This is a genomic window from Longispora urticae, assembly GCF_053902585.1.
This window is the reverse complement of sequence record NZ_JAQZSH010000025.1, coordinates 104027-122536: the sequence shown is the minus strand read 5'-3', so window position 1 is coordinate 122536 and position 18510 is coordinate 104027. Positions and strand designations below refer to the sequence as shown.

General features: G+C 72.7%; 12 protein-coding genes and 2 pseudogenes. 10 read left to right on the top strand and 4 right to left on the bottom strand.

Annotation, left to right across the window (positions count from 1 at the left end):
- Window positions 1–5: 5 nt before the first annotated feature.
- Both ppc and PT931_RS15995 read right to left on the bottom strand, forming a co-directional pair.
- Complete coding sequence (ppc, locus tag PT931_RS16000; RefSeq protein WP_456246531.1) at window positions 6–2678, bottom strand: phosphoenolpyruvate carboxylase; 2673 nt, start codon at window positions 2676–2678, stop codon at window positions 6–8.
- Window positions 2679–2827: 149 nt separating this feature from the next.
- Entirely contained in the window at window positions 2828–4717 is a 1890-nt protein-coding gene (locus PT931_RS15995; protein ID WP_456246530.1) for a hypothetical protein, read from the bottom strand.
- A gap of 187 nt (window positions 4718–4904) precedes the next feature.
- Here PT931_RS15995 and PT931_RS15990 point away from each other — a divergent pair, with 187 nt between their 5' ends.
- From PT931_RS15990 to PT931_RS15965, 6 genes and pseudogenes are all read left to right on the top strand, one after another.
- Complete coding sequence (locus PT931_RS15990) at window positions 4905–5918, top strand: S66 peptidase family protein (RefSeq protein ID WP_456246529.1); 1014 nt, start codon at window positions 4905–4907, stop codon at window positions 5916–5918.
- Between the two features lie 70 nt (window positions 5919–5988).
- Window positions 5989–9462 (top strand): transcription-repair coupling factor, encoded by a 3474-nt coding sequence (mfd, locus tag PT931_RS15985; protein WP_456246528.1) that lies wholly within the window; start codon window positions 5989–5991, stop codon window positions 9460–9462.
- A 57-nt stretch (window positions 9463–9519) separates the two neighbouring features.
- Window positions 9520–10224, top strand: a complete 705-nt coding sequence (locus PT931_RS15980) for a hypothetical protein (protein WP_456246527.1) — start codon at window positions 9520–9522, stop codon at window positions 10222–10224.
- A gap of 3 nt (window positions 10225–10227) precedes the next feature.
- Window positions 10228–10917: pseudogene (locus tag PT931_RS15975) on the top strand (MazG family protein); the annotation flags it as partial.
- Window positions 10918–11025: 108 nt separating this feature from the next.
- Window positions 11026–12075, top strand: a complete 1050-nt coding sequence (locus PT931_RS15970) for an LCP family protein (protein ID WP_456246526.1) — start codon at window positions 11026–11028, stop codon at window positions 12073–12075.
- Between the two features lie 9 nt (window positions 12076–12084).
- A complete protein-coding gene (locus PT931_RS15965) occupies window positions 12085–13668 on the top strand; it encodes a DUF885 domain-containing protein (RefSeq protein WP_456246525.1) in 1584 nt (527 codons plus the stop codon).
- Here PT931_RS15965 and nudC read toward each other — a convergent pair.
- Together nudC and PT931_RS15955 are read right to left on the bottom strand one after the other, a co-directional pair.
- Window positions 13665–14444 carry an NAD(+) diphosphatase gene (gene nudC, locus PT931_RS15960; RefSeq protein WP_456246524.1) on the bottom strand — a complete coding sequence of 260 codons (780 nt, stop codon included), beginning with the start codon at window positions 14442–14444 and terminating at the stop codon, window positions 13665–13667. The two genes, PT931_RS15965 and nudC, sit on opposite strands and share 4 nt — an antisense overlap.
- The gene (locus PT931_RS15955) at window positions 14441–15025 is read right to left on the bottom strand and encodes a hypothetical protein (protein ID WP_456246523.1); all 585 of its coding nucleotides are present in this window, start codon (window positions 15023–15025) and stop codon (window positions 14441–14443) included. Before PT931_RS15955 ends, nudC begins: the two co-directional genes overlap by 4 nt.
- A 133-nt stretch (window positions 15026–15158) precedes the next feature.
- On the opposite strand from PT931_RS15955, the gene eno reads away from it, so the two are divergent.
- The 4 genes and pseudogenes from eno to PT931_RS15935 all read left to right on the top strand — a co-directional run bounded on the left by eno (window position 15159) and on the right by PT931_RS15935 (window position 18504).
- Window positions 15159–16436: a phosphopyruvate hydratase gene (eno, locus tag PT931_RS15950; protein WP_456246522.1), complete on the top strand. Its 1278-nt coding sequence runs from the start codon at window positions 15159–15161 to the stop codon at window positions 16434–16436.
- A 61-nt stretch (window positions 16437–16497) separates the two neighbouring features.
- Window positions 16498–17004: an FtsB family cell division protein gene (locus PT931_RS15945; RefSeq protein ID WP_456246521.1), complete on the top strand. Its 507-nt coding sequence runs from the start codon at window positions 16498–16500 to the stop codon at window positions 17002–17004.
- Window positions 17005–17008: 4 nt separating this feature from the next.
- Window positions 17009–17497, top strand: a pseudogene (locus PT931_RS15940) (DUF501 domain-containing protein); the annotation flags it as partial.
- Window positions 17498–17592: 95 nt separating this feature from the next.
- Entirely contained in the window at window positions 17593–18504 is a 912-nt protein-coding gene (locus PT931_RS15935; RefSeq protein WP_456246520.1) for a Ppx/GppA phosphatase family protein, read from the top strand.
- Window positions 18505–18510: the final 6 nt, after the last annotated feature.

Sequence of the window (18510 nt, the reverse complement as noted above, 5' to 3'; positions counted from 1 at the left end):
CTGGTTCACCCCGTGTTCCGCAGCCCCGCCGCGATGCCGTTGATCGTGGTCAGCAGCGCGCGCTCCAGCAGCGGGTCGGGCTTCTGCCGGTGGCGCTTGAGCAGCGCGACCTGGAGGTGGTGCAGCGGCTCCAGGTACGTGTCGCGGACCATCAGGGTGCGGCGCAAGGTCGGCTGGTTCTCCAGCAGCTCCGACTCCCCGGTGATCGCCAGCACCTCGCGCACCGTGGAGGCGTGCTCGGCGACGATCTGGTCGTAGAACCGGTGCAGGTGCGCGGGCACCAGCTCGGTCACGTACCGCCGGGTGATCGCCAGGTCCGTCTTCGCCAGGGTCATCTCCACATTCGAGAGGTACGTCCGGAAGAAGTCCCAGCGCTCGAACATCTCGGCGAGCTGGTCGCCCAGCCCGGCCGCGCGGGCGGCGGCGAGCCCCGACCCGACCCCGTACCAGCCGGGGACGATCTGCCGGGACTGGGTCCAGCCGAACACCCACGGGATGGCGCGCAGCCCGCCGAGGCCGGCCCCCGCGTCGGGGCGCTTCGCCGGCCGGGAGCCGATGTTCAGCGCGCCGAGCAGTTCGGTGGGGCTGGCGGCCCAGTAGTAGGCGGGCAGCTCGGGGTCGTTGACCAGGCCCTGGTACGCCGTGAACGCCGTGCCGGACACCACGTCCATCGCGGAGTTCCACGACTCCAGGGACGCCGACGGCTGCCGGGGCGAGGTGTGCAGCACGGACGCCTCCAGCACGGCGGCCAGCGACAGCTCCAGGTTCTCCCGGGCCAGGGCGGGCAGCGTGTACTTGTCCGAGATGACCTCGCCCTGCTCCGTCACCTTGATCGCGCCGTCGAGCGTCCCGTACGGCTGCGCCAGGATCGCCTCCCGGGTCGGACCGCCGCCGCGCCCGACCGTGCCGCCCCGGCCGTGGAACAGCCGCAGCCGCACCCCGTGCTTGGCGGCCACGTCGCGCAGCGAGCGCTGGGCCTGGTGGATGGCCCACTGCGAGGTCGTGATGCCGGCCTCCTTGTTCGAGTCCGAGTAGCCGAGCATCACCTCCTGCACGTCCCCGACCAGGGCCCGGTACGGCGCGACGCTGAGCAGCGCGTCCAGGATCTCCCCGCCGGCCGACAGCTCCGCCGGGGTCTCCAGCAGCGGCACGAACCCGATGCCCCTCAGCCCCGCCTCGCGGGCCAGCACCACGGCCGCGAGCACGTCGTCGATGCCCTGGGTCATGGACACGATGTAGGACTCGACGATGTCCGGGCCGAACAGGTCCCGGGCCGCGCGGATCGCCCGGAACACGCCGAGCGTCTTCGTGCCGGCCGCGTCCAGCGGGGTGTCCGGGGTGGACAGCGGGCGGCGGGAGGACAGTTCGCGGATCAGCAGGGCGGTGCGCTGTTCGCGGTCGAGGGCCTGGTAGTCGACCTCGCCGACGTGCGCGTAGAGCTGCGCCAGGACCCCGTGGTGCGCGTCGGCGTGCTCCCGGACGTCGAGGGTCGCCAGCCGCAGCCCGAACGCGGCGACGGTCCGGATCAGGGAGTTCAGCTGGCCGGCGGCCGCGAGGTGCCCGCCGTTGCGGTCCAGCGAGTCCCGGATCAGCTCCAGGTCCGTGACCAGCTGGTCCGCGCCCAGGTAGTCGTGGCCCGGCCGGTGCGCCGCGCCCGCCGCGAGCCGCTCCCGGGTGTTGGCGAGCTTGATCTTGATACACCGGATCTTCAGCCGGTACGGCTCCTCCGCGTTCACCCGGCGGAACCGCTCCGGCAGCTCGGGCAGCCGGTCGAGGTCCGTGGCGACGCTGGCCGCCAGGTCGATGCTCACCGGGCGGAGCCGGCGGGACACGCTCAACTCGTTGAGGAGCGCGTCCATGGCCTTCTCGGCCGCCCGGATGCCGTACTCGTGCTGCAGCAGCAGGACGTCCCGGGTCACCTGCGGGGTCACGTACGGGTTGCCGTCGCGGTCGCCCCCGATCCAGGAGCCGAACGTCAGCGGCCGCGCGGTCGGCGGCAGCTCCACGCCCAGGCCGGACAGGGTGCTGGCCAGGTCGGTGAGCACCTGGGGCGCGGCCTCGGTGTACAGGTCGGCGAGGTAGTACACCGCGTTGCGGGCCTCGTCCGTCGGGTCCGGCCGGGACAGCCGCAGCTCGTCGGTCTGCCAGAGCAGGTCGATCTGCTCGGCGAGCCGCTCGTCGGCGTCGGACGCGAAGCCCTGCGCCTTCTGGGCGGCCTCGGCGTCGAGGATGTCGGCCACGGCGCGCAGCTTGGTGAGGATCGACCGGCGGGCCGCCTCGGTCGGGTGCGCGGTGAACACCGGCCGCACGGCGAGCCGCTCGGCGGCCCGGGCGATCTCGGAGCGGGGCACGTTCTTGGCCGTGATGGCCCGGGCCACCTGGTCCAGCCAGCCGCCCTCGGCCGCCCGGCGGCGGCGCAGCTCCCGGCCCCGGTGGGTCTGCTCGGCCACGTTGGCCAGGTGGAAGTACGTCGCGAAGGCGCGGGTCAGCTGGATGCCGGTGGCGACGTCGAGGGCCTCCAGCCGGGCGGCGGCCGTGTCGGCGTCGGACCGGACCAGCGCCCGGACGTCCTCGACGAGGTCGAGCAGCGCGGGACCCTCCTGGCGGACCAGGGCCTGGCCGAGCAGGGTGCCCAGCCGGCGGACGTCGGCGCGGAGTTCGGCGTCTTCTTCGAGCACGGACGGCTCCTTCGGCACGACCACGCGGGCGCACGGGGGCGCCGCGAGGATCCGGTGGGTGGGGCCCTGACCGCACTGTCCGGGATTGACCTCACCCTATCGGGAGGTACGGGCCCGTTCTCCGTGTCGTGCGTCTCTCCCTGGGTTACTCACCGGTCACCTTTCTTGCCGAGCACGGTCGTCGCGGCGAGCAGGCCGAGGACGCCGACCGCCGCGTAGACGACCAGGCCGGTGACGGCGCGGCCGGGGCCCTTGGCGTCGAAGTACACGACGGAGCGGGCCAGGTCGGTGCCGAGGCCGGGGAGCACCCAGTGGTGCATGCCCCGGAAGAACGTCGGCAGCAGCTCGGGCGCGTAGATGCCGCCCGAACCCGGATTGCCGAGGATCACGAACAACAGGATCGCCACGCCGGTACCGGCCATGCCCAGCCAGCCCGACAGCGCCGAGGCGGCCGTCGCCGCGGCGAACACGACCAGCGCGCCCACGACGCTCAACCCGAGCAGATGGTCGGGCCACAGGTCCAGGATGTGCGTGGTGATCAGCGCGCCGATGAAGCCGGCCAGCGCGGCGAACCCGGCCAGCGCGGCCAGCCGCAGGGTCGCCCGCTCGAAGTTGCGCGGCACGGTGCCGGTGGACAGCGCCAGGACCGTCGCGGCCAGGTAACCGCCGACCACCCAGCCCACGACCAGGTAGAACGGGGCCAGCCCGTGCGGGTCCTCCGTGTCGAGCGGGGCGATGTCGGTGACCGTGACCGGTACGTTCGCCGCGTCCAGCGCCGTGGTCAGCACGCCCGTGACCACCTGGACGGCCGACGCGCTCGCCGCCGTGGCCACGGTCAGCGCCGCCCCGGACGCGGGCGCCGGCTGGTCCGCCTTCGGGGGCTCGGTCGCGTCCGAGGTGAACGTGAGGACCGCGTAGACCCGGCGCTTCTGGAGCGCGGACGTCGCGGCGGCCGCGTCGGAGTACTCGACGGCTTTGAGGGCGTTGCCGTTCTCCCGGAGCTTCGCCAGCACACTCGCCGCCGTGGCGTCACCCTTGACCACGCCGACCGGCACGTCCTTCGGGACCGGGTTGTGCAGCGCGCCCACGTAGGAGCCGATGAACAGGCCGGTGAGCAGCAGCACCCCGGTGAGCAGCAGCAGCGAACGGAAGAACCAGCTCCGCCACCAGCGGTCGTTGACCGGCTCGGGGATGAACCAGAGGGCCTGCCAGATCCGGTGCCGGGGGGCGGCGTGCTTGCCGCGCCTGGCGCCGTTGCGGTGGCTGCCGCCCGGTTCGGCGGGCTTGGGTTTTGCCTCGGCGAGGGCTCCGGCTGCCGCTCCAGCCACGGCTCCGGCCCCTGTTCCGGCGGCGGCCCCGGCCCCGGCTGCGGTGTCGGGCTTCGGGGCGGGGGAGGCGTCGGGAGCGTCGGTGGTGTCCGCTCCGGCGGCGGGGCTGTCGGTCGCGGCGGTCGGGACCTCGGGAGTGGCTTCGGCGTTGTCCCCCGCGTCCGTCGGCTGGGGGCCGGCCTCGGCGGGGAAGCCGGCGGCGGCGGCCATCGCGCCTCCGGCCTCCTGCTCCTCGGCGGCGTCCTCGGCCTTGAGTCCGGTGGCGGTGGGCGGTGCTCCGTCCACCTTCTCGCCGGTCGGCCAGCAGTCGGTGGCGACGGGCGGTAGGGGGGCCTCGGTGGAGTCGGTGCCGGGGACCGTGGCCGGCGGGGTCGGTGCGGGCTCGGCGGTGCCGGGCTCGGCGCCCGCCCCGTCACCGGCAGGGTCGGTTGTGGCTTCGGAGGTGGGCTCGGCGGCCCCGGTACCCGTCGAAGGCTTCTCCGACGGAGTCGGCAGTGGTTCCACACCGTCGTCGGAGCTGCCCCGGCTGGACTCCGAGGCCTCGCCGGGCCCGGGCGCTCCCGTGCTGCCGGGGACCTCGGGAGCGGCCTTGTCGGCCTTCCCGCCAGGCGCGGGGTCGCCCTTCCCGCCGGGTGCGGATCGGCGCGGAGGCGACGGCGGGGTCGACTTCTCGGCGGGACCCGGCTCGCCCTTGGGGCTTTTGTCGCTCATTTCGCCACCTCCACCCCGATAGCCTATGGGCTGACATATCGGTTAAGAGGAATAACACGCAGCTGGCCCTTTTTCATGATCGCGGAGGCGGGCACCGCCGCAGGCCTGGACCGTGCGGGCCGTGACCGTGCGGCAGGGACGCGGAATTCCGTGGCGCCCTCGGGGACGGTGCTGGCAGGCTCGGGGGATGATCACCCCGCCCCGGCTGCGCGCCGGCGACCAGGTCGCTGTCCTCTCCCTCTCCGGCGGGCTCCCCGAGCTGTTCCCGCACCCGTTCGAGCTGGGGCTGCGGCGGCTGCGGGACGTGTTCGGGCTGGTGCCGGTGGAGTACCCGACGACCCGGGTGCTGCGGTCCTCGCACGCCGACCGGGCCCGGGACCTGCACGCGGCCTGGGCGGACCCGGCGATCAAGGGCGTGATCTCGACCATCGGCGGCGAGGACCAGATCAAACTGCTCAAGCACCTCGACCCCGAGTTGCTCAGGACCAACCCCAAACTCTTCCTGGGGTACTCCGACAACGTGAACCTCCTCAACTACCTGTTCACCCTGGGCGTCTCCGGCCTGCACGGCGGCAGCGTGATGGTCGAACTCGGCCGGGGCGGCGCCCTGGACCCGCTGACCGAGGCCTCCTGGCGGGCGGCGCTGTTCGACGGCGGGGAGTTCGAGCTGTCCCCGGCACAGGGGTTCACCGACGTCGGCCGGGACTGGGCCGAGCCCGCGCACCTGGAGACCGAGCCGGACCTGATGCCCGGCGGGGGCTGGACCTGGGACAACGCGGACACCGTCGTCGAGGGCCGGCTGTGGGGCGGCTGCCTGGAGATCCTCGGCTGGAACCTGGGCCTCGGCGCGCACCTCCTCGACGACTACTCCGGGCACGTCCTGTTCCTGGAGACCTCGGAGGAGCGGCCGAGCGCCACCGAGGTGTACCGGACCCTGATGCTGATGGGCGAGCGCGGCTTCCTCGGCCAGTTCGCGGGCGTGCTCGTGGGGCGGCCGAAGGCCGGTGACCTGCACGGGCGGACCCCCGAATATGTGGGCGAGCAGCGGGAGGCGGTCCGCCGGGCGCTCGCCGAGTACGCGCCGGGCGTCCCCGTCGTGCACAACCTCGACATCGGGCACACCGACCCGCAGCTCCTCCTGCCGTACGGCGGCCAGGTCCGGATCGACGGGCCGGCGCGACGCGTCACGGTCCGGTACTGACCGAGCTAGGCTGGGACTCTCCCCGGTTCGTACACGAGTCCGGGATCTTCGCTGTGCCTGGAGTAGATCAATGCAGCTCGCTGGCCTGCTCGCCGCGACCCTCGACGACCCGGTGGTCCGCCTCGCCCGCCAGGGCGGCACGGACCTGGAACTGACCGGCCCGCCGGCGCTGCGGCCGTTCGTGGCGGCGGCAGCCAACGGCACCGTGCTCGCGGTGACCGCCACCACCCGCGAGGCCGAGGAGCTGGCCGCCGCCCTGGGCGACCTGCTCCCCGAGGGCACCGTCGAGACCTTCCCGGCCTGGGAGACCCTGCCGCACGAGCGGCTGTCCCCGCGCTCCGACACGGTCGGCCGCCGGCTCGCCGTGCTGCGCCGCCTGGCCAGGACGAACGACGTCCGGGTGGTCGTCGCCCCGGTGCGCAGCGTGCTCCAGCCCCAGCTGGCGGGCCTGGGTCAGCTGGACCCGGTCGAGCTGGTCGCCGGCCGGCAGTACGACCTCGAGAACACGGTCACCCGGCTGGTCGACATCGCGTACAACAGGGTGGACCTGGTCGAGAAGCGCGGCGAGTTCGCGGTGCGCGGCGGCATCCTGGACATCTTCCCGCCCACCGAACAGCACCCGCTGCGGGTGGAGTTCTGGGGCGACGACGTCGAGGAGATCCGGTACTTCGCGGTCGCCGACCAGCGTTCGCTCGACAAGGCCGAGGCGCTCGTCGCGCCGCCGTGCCGCGAGCTGCTGCTGACCCCGGCGGTGCGGGCCCGCGCGGCCGAGCTGGCCCGGGAGTATCCGGGGCTGGCGGAGATGTGCGCCAAGCTCGCCGAGGGCATCGCGGTGGAGGGCATGGAGTCCCTGGCCCCGGTCCTGGGCGCGGGCCGCCTCGAACTGCTGCTGGACTGCCTGCCCACGGACACCACCATCGTGCTGTGCGACCCGGAGCGGATCCGGGGCCGGGCGGCCGACCTGGTGCGGACCTCGGAGGAGTTCCTCGAGGCCAGCTGGGCCGCGGCCGCGCTCGGCGGCCAGGCCCCGATCGACCTGGGCGCGGCGACGTTCCGCAGCCTCGGCGACGTCCGGCACCACGCCCAGGAGCTGGGCCAACGCTGGTGGTCGCTGAGCCCGTTCGGCATCGTCGAGGACGCGGACCTGGGTGGCCTGGAGTCCACGTCCCAGCCCGCCCCGCTCTACCACGGCGACGGCGCGGCCCTGCTCGGCGACGTCCGGCGCTGGTCGGCCGACGGCTGGCGGGTGGTGCTCGTGTTCGCCGGGCACGGTCCGGCCGAGCGCGCCCTCGAACTGCTCCGCGAGGCCGACCTCGGTCCGCTCGCGGCGGCGCGGCTGGACGCGGTCCCGGAGCGCGGCCGGATCACGGTCACCACCGGCAACCTGGAACACGGCCTCGTCGACGAGAAGAACAAGCTCGCGATCGTCACCGGCAACGACATCACCGGCGGCCGGGGCGCGACGAACCGGGACGCGGTCAAGATGCCGTCCCGGCGGCGGAACACCATCGACCCGCTCGAACTGCGGGCCGGCGACCTGGTGGTGCACGAGCAGCACGGCATCGGCCGGTACGTGGAGCTGGTCCAGCGCACGGTCAACGGCGCGGAGCGGGAATACCTGGTCATCGAGTACGCGGCGACGAAGAAGAACCAGCCCGGCGACCGGCTGTTCGTCCCCACCGACCAGCTCGACCAGCTGTCCCGGTACGTGGGTGGCGAGAACCCGACCCTGCACAAGATGGGCGGCTCGGACTGGCAGAAGTCCAAGGCCCGCGCGCGCAAGGCCGTCCGGGAGATCGCGGCCCAGCTCATCCAGCTCTACGCGGCCCGGCAGAACTCCAAGGGCCACGCGTTCGGCCCGGACACGCCCTGGCAGCGCGAGCTGGAGGACGCGTTCCCGTGGACGGAGACCCCCGACCAGCTCTCGGCCATCGACGAGGTCAAGGGCGACATGGAGAAGCAGGTCCCGATGGACAGGCTGATCTGCGGCGACGTCGGGTACGGCAAGACGGAGATCGCGGTGCGCGCCGCGTTCAAGGCGGTCCAGGACGGCAAGCAGGTCGCGGTGCTGGTGCCGACGACGCTGCTCGCCCAGCAGCACTTCAACACGTTCACCGAGCGGATGAGCCAGTTCCCGGTGACGATCAAGCAGCTGTCCCGGTTCCAGACGCCGAAGGAGACGACGCTCGCCCTGGAGGCGCTGGCGAACGGCTCGGCCGACATCGTCATCGGTACCCATCGGCTGTTGTCGCAGTCCACGAAGTTCAAGCAGCTCGGGCTCGTGATCGTCGACGAGGAGCAGCGGTTCGGCGTCGAGCACAAGGAACACCTCAAGGCCCTGCGCACCAATGTCGACGTGCTCGCCATGTCGGCCACGCCGATCCCGCGCACCCTGGAGATGGCGATCACCGGCATCCGGGAGATGTCCACGATCGCCACCCCGCCGGAGGAGCGGCACCCGGTGCTGACCTCCGTCGCGGCGTACGAGGAGAAGACGATCGCGGCCACGATCCGGCGCGAACTGCTCCGGGACGGCCAGGTGTTCTACCTGCACAACCGGGTCGAGTCGATCGACCGCACGGCGAAGAAGCTCCGCGAACTCGTCCCCGAGGCCCGGATCGTCACGGCGCACGGCCAGATGGGCGAGGACGCGCTGGAGAAAGTCATGGTCGGCTTCTGGGAGAAGGAGTTCGACGTCCTGATCGCCACCACGATCATCGAGTCGGGCATCGACATCCCGAACGCCAACACCCTGATCGTGGAGCGCGCCGACCTGCTCGGGCTGTCCCAGCTGCACCAGATCCGCGGCCGGGTCGGCCGGGGCCGGGAGCGGGCCTACGCCTACTTCCTGTACCCGCCGGAGAAGCCCCTCACCGAGCACGCGCACGAGCGGTTGGCCACGATCGCGCAGCACACCGAGCTCGGGGCCGGCATGTTCGTGGCGATGAAGGACCTGGAGATCCGGGGCGCCGGCAACCTGCTCGGCGGGGAGCAGTCCGGGCACATCGAGGGCGTCGGTTTCGACCTGTACATCCGGATGGTCGGCGAGGCGGTCGCGTCGTTCAAGGGCGACACGGGCGAGGAGGAGCCGGCCGATGTCAAGGTCGACCTGCCGGTGGACGCGCACATCCCGCACGACTACATCGCGGCCGAGCGGCTCCGCCTGGAGATGTACCGCAAGCTGGCCGAGGTGCGCGACCTGCCCGGCCTGGAGGCGGTCACCGCCGAGCTCCGCGACCGGTACGGCAACCCGCCGGAGCCCGTCGCGAACCTGATCGAGGTGGCGGGGCTGCGGCTCGCCGCCCGCGAATACGGGCTCTCCGACATTTCGGTACAGGGAAAATTCGTCCGGTTCGGGCCTCTGGCTCTGCCCGACTCCAAGCAGTTGCGGCTCAAGCGCCTCTACCCGGAGGCCGTGTACAAGCAGGCGGCGGACACCATCTCCCTGCCCAGGCCCTCGACCCGCCGGGTGGGCGGCGAACCGCTCCGGGACGTGCCGCTGATGCGGTGGTGCCGGGAGTTCCTGTCCAGCCTGCTCGACTAGCGTCCGCGCCCGACTGGCATCATGCAGGGGACCATCTCCGCTCTGGGAGGAGCGCACGTGAACCGTCGCCGGGTACTCGCCGTCGTCACCATCGCCGTCGTCGGGGCCGTCGCGCTGACCGGGTGCCAGCAGGCCCCGGACACCGCCGCCTACGTCGGCAAGGACAAGCTGACGGTCAAGCAGGTCGACGGGATGGTCCAGGAGTACGCCGAGCACCACCCGGCCACCGAGGGCAAGGCCGGCGAGGCCCAGCTGCGCAACCAGATCGTCAGCTCGTGGCTGATCGCCGAGCTGGGCAAGACCCTGGTCGCCGACGGCAAGCTCGAGAAGCCCGTCGTGGACGTGGCCGCCGCCTCGAAGCGCTTCGAGCTGGCCGAGAACGGCACGCTGGCCCGGGTGATCGCCGAGTCCACCGCGTACCGGGCCTCGCTCGCCAAGGCCAAGCCCGTCCAGCCGACCGAGGCGGACTACGAGGCCGTGCTCGCCGAGGCCGTCAAGATGCAGATCGTCCCGCCCGCGACGAAGGTCGCCGAGCTGCGCCAGTCGCTGCCGGCCGCCACCCTCGCGCCGGCCATCGCCATCCGGGACCTGCTCGTCGGGGCCCAGGCCAAGCACACCACCGAGGTCAACCCCAAGTTCGGCCCCATCGTGTACGGGGTGCTGGAGCTCCAGGGCGGCGGCAGCCTCGTCCAGGTGCCCCTCGGCTCGGGCCAGGCCGCGGTGACCGACCTCCCGTCGTCCGACCCCAACCTGCTGCGCTAGCCGATGGCCCGCCGGATCGTTCTGCTCGTCACCTCGCCCCGGCTGCCGGCCGGCCTGCTGACCGCCGAGGCGTGGGACCTGGTCCGCGCGTACCCGGTGTTCGCCGGCCAGGAGTCGGAGCAGACCCACGCGCTCCGGCACGCCGGGGCCAAGATCACGGTCGGCGAGCCGGACGTCGACGCCCTGCTCGCGCTCGACGGCACGTTCGTCTGGCTCGCGGGGCCGACCGGTGACGGCGACTTCGCCCGCGCCCTCGGCCGCAAGCTGCTCCTCCAGCCCGACCAGGCCACCCTGGAGCTGTGCTACGGCTCCTGGGACCCGCCCGGCGCCCGGCTGCTCGACGCGGTCGCGGTCAGCGACAGGCTGCGCGTCGAGGACCTGTGGCGGCAGCAGCAGACCCACGCGAGCGTCGCGAAGTACCTGCTGGAGGAGGCCCGCGAGGCCGTCGACGCCATCGAGGCCGGCGACATGCGCTCCCTCCGCGACGAGTTGGGCGACGTGCTGCTCCAGGTGCTGCTGCACGCCCGGCTCGGCGAGGAACTGCCCGAGGACGAGCGGTTCACGATCGACGACGTGGCCGGCGACTTCGTGGCCAAGATGGTCCGGCGCAACCCGCACGTGTTCGCCGGCGTCACGGTGACCGGCCTCGAGGACATCATGGCGAACTGGCGCCTGATCAAGCACGCCGAGCGGAACCCGCCGCCGACCGACTGAATATCCGCTCGGGTGCAACCTTTTGCCGTCCCGCCGCGTCCGTGGAGTGTGCGAAAAACTCGGGGACCGGCGTGGGCCTGGACGTGTGTGGTCCTCGGCAGCGTTCTCGTCCTGCTCAGCGCGGGTGCGCTCGTCGTCGGCCACTCCGCCCAGCGCCGGATCGAGGGCTCCGTGCACACGGCGGACCTGTTCGGCCGGCAGCCCGAGCTGACCACGGACCGCAGCGGCAGGGCCGGCATCACCGGCCCGTTGAACATCCTGCTCGTCGGCATCGACCCCCGCCCGGAGAACCCGGAGGAGGCCCCGCGCGGCGACTCGGTGCTGATCCTGCACGTCCCCCGCGAACTCGACCGGGCCTACCTGTTCTCGCTGCCCCGGGACCTGCTGCTCGACATCCCGGCGTGGGAACGGGCCCAGTTCACCGGCAGCCGGTACGACAAGCTGACCCACGCCATGATGTACGGCAGCCGCCGGGAGGGCGCGCCCGCCGACGTGGCCAGCGGGTTCGGCCTGCTGGCCAAGACGGTCTCGGACTACACCGGGATCCGGAGCTTCGACGCCGGAGCCGTGATCAACTTCGCCGGGTTCCAGAAGGTCGTCGAGGAGCTGGGCGGCGTGGACATGTACATCGACCAGCGCGTCGAGTCGATCCACCTCACCCCGGACGGCGAACCCCGGTACAAGATCCCGGGCGACCCGCCCCGCCGGGTGTACGAGCCGGGCCACCGCCACCTGTCCGCCTCCGAGGCCCTCGACTACGTCCGCCAGCGCTACATCGAGGGCGGCGACTACAGCCGGCAGCGCCACCAGCAGCAGTTCATCCGGGCCATGGTCAGCCAGGCGACGAGCCGGTCCGTGCTCACCAGCCCCGGGAAGCTCGACGCGTTGGTCGGCGCGGCCGGCGACGCGCTCACCTTCGACGGCCGGGGCTCCTCGATCCTCGACTTCGCCCTCGCGTTGCGCGGCATCGGCCAGGACAGAATGACGCTGATCCGACTTCCGGGGCACAACATCGGCACCGGCGGCGGGTACCAGGGCGAGGAGCTGGAGCCCGTCGCGAAGGAGTTCTTCGCGGCCGTCGCCGCCGACGAGGTGGACGCGTTTCTGACCCACCATCTGGAGCTGGTGAACCGGTAGGGTCTTCGCATGCCTCAGGAATTCCCAGTCCTCGCCGGGCGGATCGTGGACGCCCTGCTGCAGTCCGACCCGGTCACCGCCTTCTGGGCGGGGGACCACCGGCTCGACGACCGGCTGCCGGACTTCTCGCCCGGCGGGGTCGCCGCGCGGACCGCGATGCTGCACGACGCGGCCAACGCCCTGGCCCAGGTCGACGACGACGTGCTCGACCCCGAGGACCTCGTCGACCACGCCCAGCTGAGCACCGCCGTCGACCGGCGGCTGTTCGACCTCACCGAGGTGCGGGTGCACGAGTGGGACCCGCTGGCACACAACCCGGGAATCCTGATCCACGGCCTGATGACCAGCGAGTTCGCCCCCGCCGCCGACCGGCTCGAGGTGCTCGCCGCGCGGCTCGGCGCCGTGCCGGACGCGCTGGCCACCGCGCGGGAGACCCTGCGGGACTGCCCGACCGTGCACCTGGAGACGGCGATCGGCCAGTTCGCCGGGGTCGCGGCCCTGGTGCGCGACGAGCTGCCGGCCTTCGCGGCCCAGGCGCCCGGGGTGGCGGTGGACAAGGCCCGCGACGACGCGCTGGCGGCGCTGGCCGAGTTCGACGGCTGGCTGCGCGCGGCGGTCCAGGAGCCCGGGCGCGACCCCCGGCTCGGTCGCCGGCTGTGGGAGGGCAAGCTCTGGTACACGCTGGACACCGAGCTCACCGCCAGCCAGCTGCTGGACCGGGCGATGGCGGCGCTGGACGACGCGACCGCGCAGCTCGTGGACCTGTGCGGCGGCGTGCCCGTCCGGGAGGCCCTCGACGCGCTCGGCATGGACCGGCCCGACAACACCACGATCCTGGAGCTGTCCCGGCGGTTCACGGCCGAGGCGACCGACTTCTGCCGGGAGCGCGACCTGGTGACCCTGGTGGACGACGCGCTGGTGATCGAGGAGATGCCGGAGTTCGCGCGCGGCGTCGCCGTGGCGTACTGCATGCCCGTCGGCGCCTTCGAGACCGCCGACCTGCCGACCACGTTCGCGATCTCGCCCGCGCCGAAGAGCTGGTCGCCGGAGCGGGTCGAGTCGTTCTACCGCGAGTACAACAACCACATGCTGCGCAACCTCGCCGTGCACGAGGCCATGCCGGGGCACTACCTCCAGCTCGCGCACAGCCGGCGGTTCCAGGGTTCCAACCCGGCCCGCGCGCTGTGCCGGTCGGGCGTGTTCACCGAGGGCTGGGCCGTCTACACCGAGGAGCTGATGGCCGACGCCGGCTGGGGCGGGCACCCGGTGAAGCTCATGCAGCTCAAGATGCAGCTCCGGATGGCGATCAACGCGGTGCTCGACCAGCTGGTGCACTGCGAGGACCTGTCCGAGGCGGAGGGCATGGCCCTGATGCTGGAGCGGGGCTTCCAGGAGGAGGGCGAGGCGGCCGGCAAGTGGCGGCGGGCGCTGCTCACGTCCACCCAGCTGTCGACCTACTTCGTGGGGTACACCGAGATGGCCTCGATCGCGGCGGCGCGGCCCGAGGGGACGTCGGTGCGGGCGTGGCACGACGCGATGCTGGGGCACGGGAGTCCGGCGCCGCGGCACCTGCGGAACCTGCTGGGCGTCTAGGGGCGGGCGGCGTCCAGCATCCACCGGGCCAGGGAGTACTCCGGCGGCACGGCCTCCGGCAGATCCGCCACGTCGAACCACTCGGCCGCCGTCAGCTCCACCCCGTCCACGGTCGGCTCGCCCGCCACCCACTCGGCGGTGAACCCGACGAGCAGCGTGCCCGGCCCGGACAGGGTCCACGGCTGGCTGTCGACGTAGGTCAGGTCGCCGATCTCGACGCCGACCTCCTCCCACACCTCGCGGCGGGCCGCCTCCTCCAGCGTCTCGCCGTACTCGACGTAGCCGGCGACCAGCGCCCACATGTCGCTGTGCGCGTAGGAGTGCCGGGCGAGCAGGACGCGGTCGCCGCGCCGGATCAGGACGAGGACGACGGGGCACGGGGCCATCGGGACGAGCAGGCCGCACGCGGTGCACCGGGGCCACGGGTACGGCGGTTCGTAGCCGAGTTCGGCGCGACAGGCCCCGCAGTACCGGTGGGTGCGCCGCCACGCGGTGAGCTGCTGGGCGCGGCCGGCCAGCGACAGGGTGGCCCGGTCGAGGCGCTGGGCGAGTTCGGGCCAGCGGAGGGTGGCCACGGGGCTCTCGGCGGCCCAGGCGGACAGGCCGTCGAACTCGCCGACGTAGAGCAGTTCGGCGAACGGGTCGGTGACCGTGGTGGGCATGCCGAGGCGGTCGCCGGCCACGGGCAGCAGCCAGTCGCCGACGTGCGGGGTGAGGTCGCCGACGGTGCCGGGCACGAGCCGCGCCGAGGGCGGACCGGGCGGCCGGGTGGTCACGAGGTGGCGAACGCGTCGGCGGTGACCGACTCGGCGTACCTGGTGAGGATGATGTCGATCTTCGCGCCGTTGACCTCGCCCACGAACGAGCCGAGCACGCCCTGGTCGGTCACGCACGCGTCGAGGGTCCCGATCGTCAGGCACAGCGCGTGCTGGCCGGCGATGGTCCGGTCGTGCGAGGTGAGCGCGCCCCGGTCGGTGAGCGACGCGGAGCTGATCTGGCGCAGGGCGTCGGCCGCGGTCAGGAAGCCGGGGATGGCCACCGGGACGCCGGCCGCCGGGGTGGGGGCTGGCTTGCCGCAGGTGGTGGCCTCGCAGGTGGTGAAGCCCTCGGGCGCGATCACGATCCGACCGCCGAGATGGGTGTACGCGGTCCGCAACGGCTTCTGGGCCTGCGCGACGGACACCGCCCCGCCGTCGGCGACCCGGTACTCCGCCGTGTATGTCCGCTTCGTCGCCTGATCGAGCTGGGCGGCGAACGAGTTGATCAACCTGGCCGGGTCGGTGGGGCCGGCCTCCGCCGCCCGCGTGCACCCCGCGAGGGCCACGAGCGCGAAAAGTATGGCTGCCGAACGACGCATAGACGCCACCCTTCCTGGTGCCGGGAGGCATTGCAAATCGGTTCCACGTGGGTGGCTACCCTCAGCGATGGGTCTCACAAGCCCTGGGCCGCAGCGGCGCGGCCTCATTCGCCCGACCGGAGGAGTGACACACGTGGCCACGATTGAAGGCATCGCCGCCCGCGAAATCCTGGATTCTCGGGGCAATCCGACCGTCGAGGTCGAGGTACTTCTGGACGACGGCACGTTCTCCCGGGCAGCCGTTCCGTCCGGGGCATCAACAGGAGCGTTCGAGGCATGTGAGCTGCGTGACGGCGATACCGGTCGTTACGGTGGCAAGGGTGTCGAAAACGCCGTGGACAACGTCGCCACGATCGCCGAGGAGCTGATCGGCTTCGACGCGACCGACCAGCGCGCGATCGACCAGAAGATGCTGGACCTCGACGGCACCCCGAACAAGGCGAACCTGGGCGCGAACGCGATCCTCGGCATCTCGCTCGCGGTGGCCAAGGCCGCCGCCGACTCGGCCGGACTGCCGCTGTTCCGTTACCTGGGCGGCCCGAACGCGCACCTGCTGCCGGTCCCGATGCTGAACATCCTCAACGGCGGTTCGCACGCCGACAGCAACGTGGACGTCCAGGAGTTCATGATCGCCCCGATCGGCGCGCCGACCTTCAAGGAGGCCCTGCGCTCCGGCGTCGAGGTCTACCACGCGCTGAAGGCCGTGCTGAAGAAGAAGGGCCTGTCGACCGGCCTGGGCGACGAGGGCGGCTTCGCGCCGAACCTGCCGACGAACGCCGCGGCCCTGGACCTGATCGCGGAGGCCGTCGGCAACGCCGGCTACACGCTCGGTACGGACATCGCGCTCGCCCTGGACGTGGCGGCCACCGAGTTCCACAAGGACGGCTCGTACACGTTCGAGGGCCAGCAGAAGTCGGCCGACGACATGGCCAAGTACTACGCCGGCCTGCTCGACAGCTACCCGATCGTGTCGATCGAGGACCCGCTGGACGAGGACGACTGGGCCGGCTGGCACGCGCTGACCACCCTGATCGGCGACCGTACCCAGCTCGTGGGCGACGACCTGTTCGTCACCAACCCGGAGCGGATCGCCCGGGGGATCGCCGAGAAGACCGCCAACGCGGTCCTCGTCAAGGTCAACCAGATCGGTTCGCTCACCGAGACGCTGGACGCCGTGGACATGGCGCACCGGGCCGGTTTCCGCACCATGATGAGCCACCGGTCCGGCGAGACCGAGGACACCACGATCGCGGACCTCGCCGTCGCGCTCGGCTGTGGCCAGATCAAGACCGGCGCCCCGGCGCGGTCGGAGCGGGTCGCGAAGTACAACCAGCTGCTCCGGATCGAGGAGGAGCTGGACTCGGCGGCGCGTTACGCGGGCGCCTCCGCGTTCCCGCGTATGCGAGGCTAGAAGGGACTGCCGACCCCGGCGCTGACGCGCCGGGGTCGGACCCCCATCCCTGAGGAGTGTCGTGAGCCGCACCCCTGGCCGGCAGGGTCCGGGTCGTCGGACCGCCCGGTCCGGCTCCCGCCCCGCCGCGGCACGCCGCCCGGCGGCCCCCGGAGCAGCCCAACGCACCCGGCCGCCCCGGCAGCGCAAGTTCACCGGCCGCGCGGCGATCCTGGGCATCCTGCTGGCCACCCTGGTGCTGGCGTACGCGTACCCGGTGCGCACCTATCTCACCCAGAACGCCGAGATGGCCCGGGTCGAGGACCAGCTGCAGGCGCAGCAGACCCGGATCGACAAGCTGTCCCTGCAGCGCAAGAAGTGGGACGACCCGCAGTACTTCGCCCAGCAGGCCCGCGAGCGGCTCCAGCTGGTGCTGCCCGGCGACACCGCCTACCGGGTGACCGACTCGGTGGCCGGGGGCGCGCCGGACGCCGACAGCTCCAACCGGGGCAAGGCGGCGAGCGAGGGCCCCTGGTACGGGAAGCTATGGTCGAGTACCAAGGCAGCCGACAAACCCAGACGAAAGTAGAAGAATGGTCAGCGAGCAGGACCTGGCGGCGGTCGCCGCGCAGCTCGGTCGCGAACCCCGGGGCACCCGGGCCGTCGCGCACCGCTGCCCGTGCGGCAACCCCGACGTCGTGGAGACGTCGCCGAGGCTCCCCGACGGCACCCCGTTCCCGACCACGTTCTACCTGACGTGCCCGAAGGCCACGGCCGGGGCGAGCACCCTGGAGTCCGAGGGGCTGATGAAGGACCAGCAGGCCAGGCTGGCGGAGGATCCGGAGCTGGCCGCCTGGTACCAGAAGGCGCACCAGGACTACCTGGACCGCCGCGAGGCGATGGAACACGTCCCGGAGATCGCCGGGATCTCGGCCGGCGGGATGCCCGAGCGGGTCAAGTGCCTGCACGTGCACCTCGGGCACGCGCTCGCCGCCGGGCGGGGCGTGAACCCGTTCGGGGACGAGGTCCGCGACCGGCTGGGCGACTGGTGGGCCGCCGGGCCGTGCGTCACCCCCGCCGACCCCGCACCCGCCCCGGGCACGCACCCCGCGCCCACCGACCCCGGCACCGACGCCCCGCACCTCGCGGCGGCCGAGCGCTACCGGCACGGCCCGGCGTGACCCGCCGCGTCGCCGCGATCGACTGCGGCACCAACTCCGTCCGGCTGCTGGTCGCCGACACCGATGGCCAGACCCTCACCGCGCTGCGCCGCGAGATGCGGATCGTCCGGCTCGGCGAGGGCGTCGACCGGACCGGGCGGCTGTCCGAGGCCGCGATCGAGCGCACCCGGCTGGCCCTGCTGGAGTACGCGGCGACGATCGCCGAGCTCGGCGCCGAACAGATCCGGATGTGCGCGACCAGCGCCTCGCGGGACGCCGCCAACGCCGCCGACTTCACCGCCATGGTCCGGGCCACGATCGGCGTCGAGCCCGAGGTGGTCAGCGGCGACGAGGAGGCCCGGCTGTCGTTCACCGGCGCCGCCAGGGGCCTGAAGGCCGAGCCGCCGTTCCTGGTGGTCGACATCGGCGGCGGCTCCACCGAGTTCGTGGTCGGCACCGCGGACGTCGAGGCCGCGATCAGCGTGGACATCGGCTGCGTCCGGATGACCGAGCGGCACCTGCACAGCGACCCGCCGGGCACGCCCGAGCTGGCCGCCGCGCTGGTCGACATCACGGCCGCCGTCGACCGGGGGCTCGCGGCCGTGGGCGGGGGCAGGGGAGCGACCCTGGTCGGCCTGGCCGGGTCCGTCACGACCGTCGCGGCGATCAGTCTCAACCTCGACGGGTACGACCCGGAGCGGCTGCACCACGCCGTCATCCCGTACGCGGAGGTCGCCCGGATCGCCGGCGAGCTCGCGGCCGCAGACCACGACGAACGGCTCGCCATCCCGGTGATGCACCCGGGCCGGGCGGACGTGATCGTGGCCGGCGCGCTGATCCTGCGGACCATCATGGAGCGCACCGGGGCCGAGTCGGTGATCACGTCGGAGTCGGACATCCTCGACGGCATCGTGTGGTCGATGGCCTGACGGGCG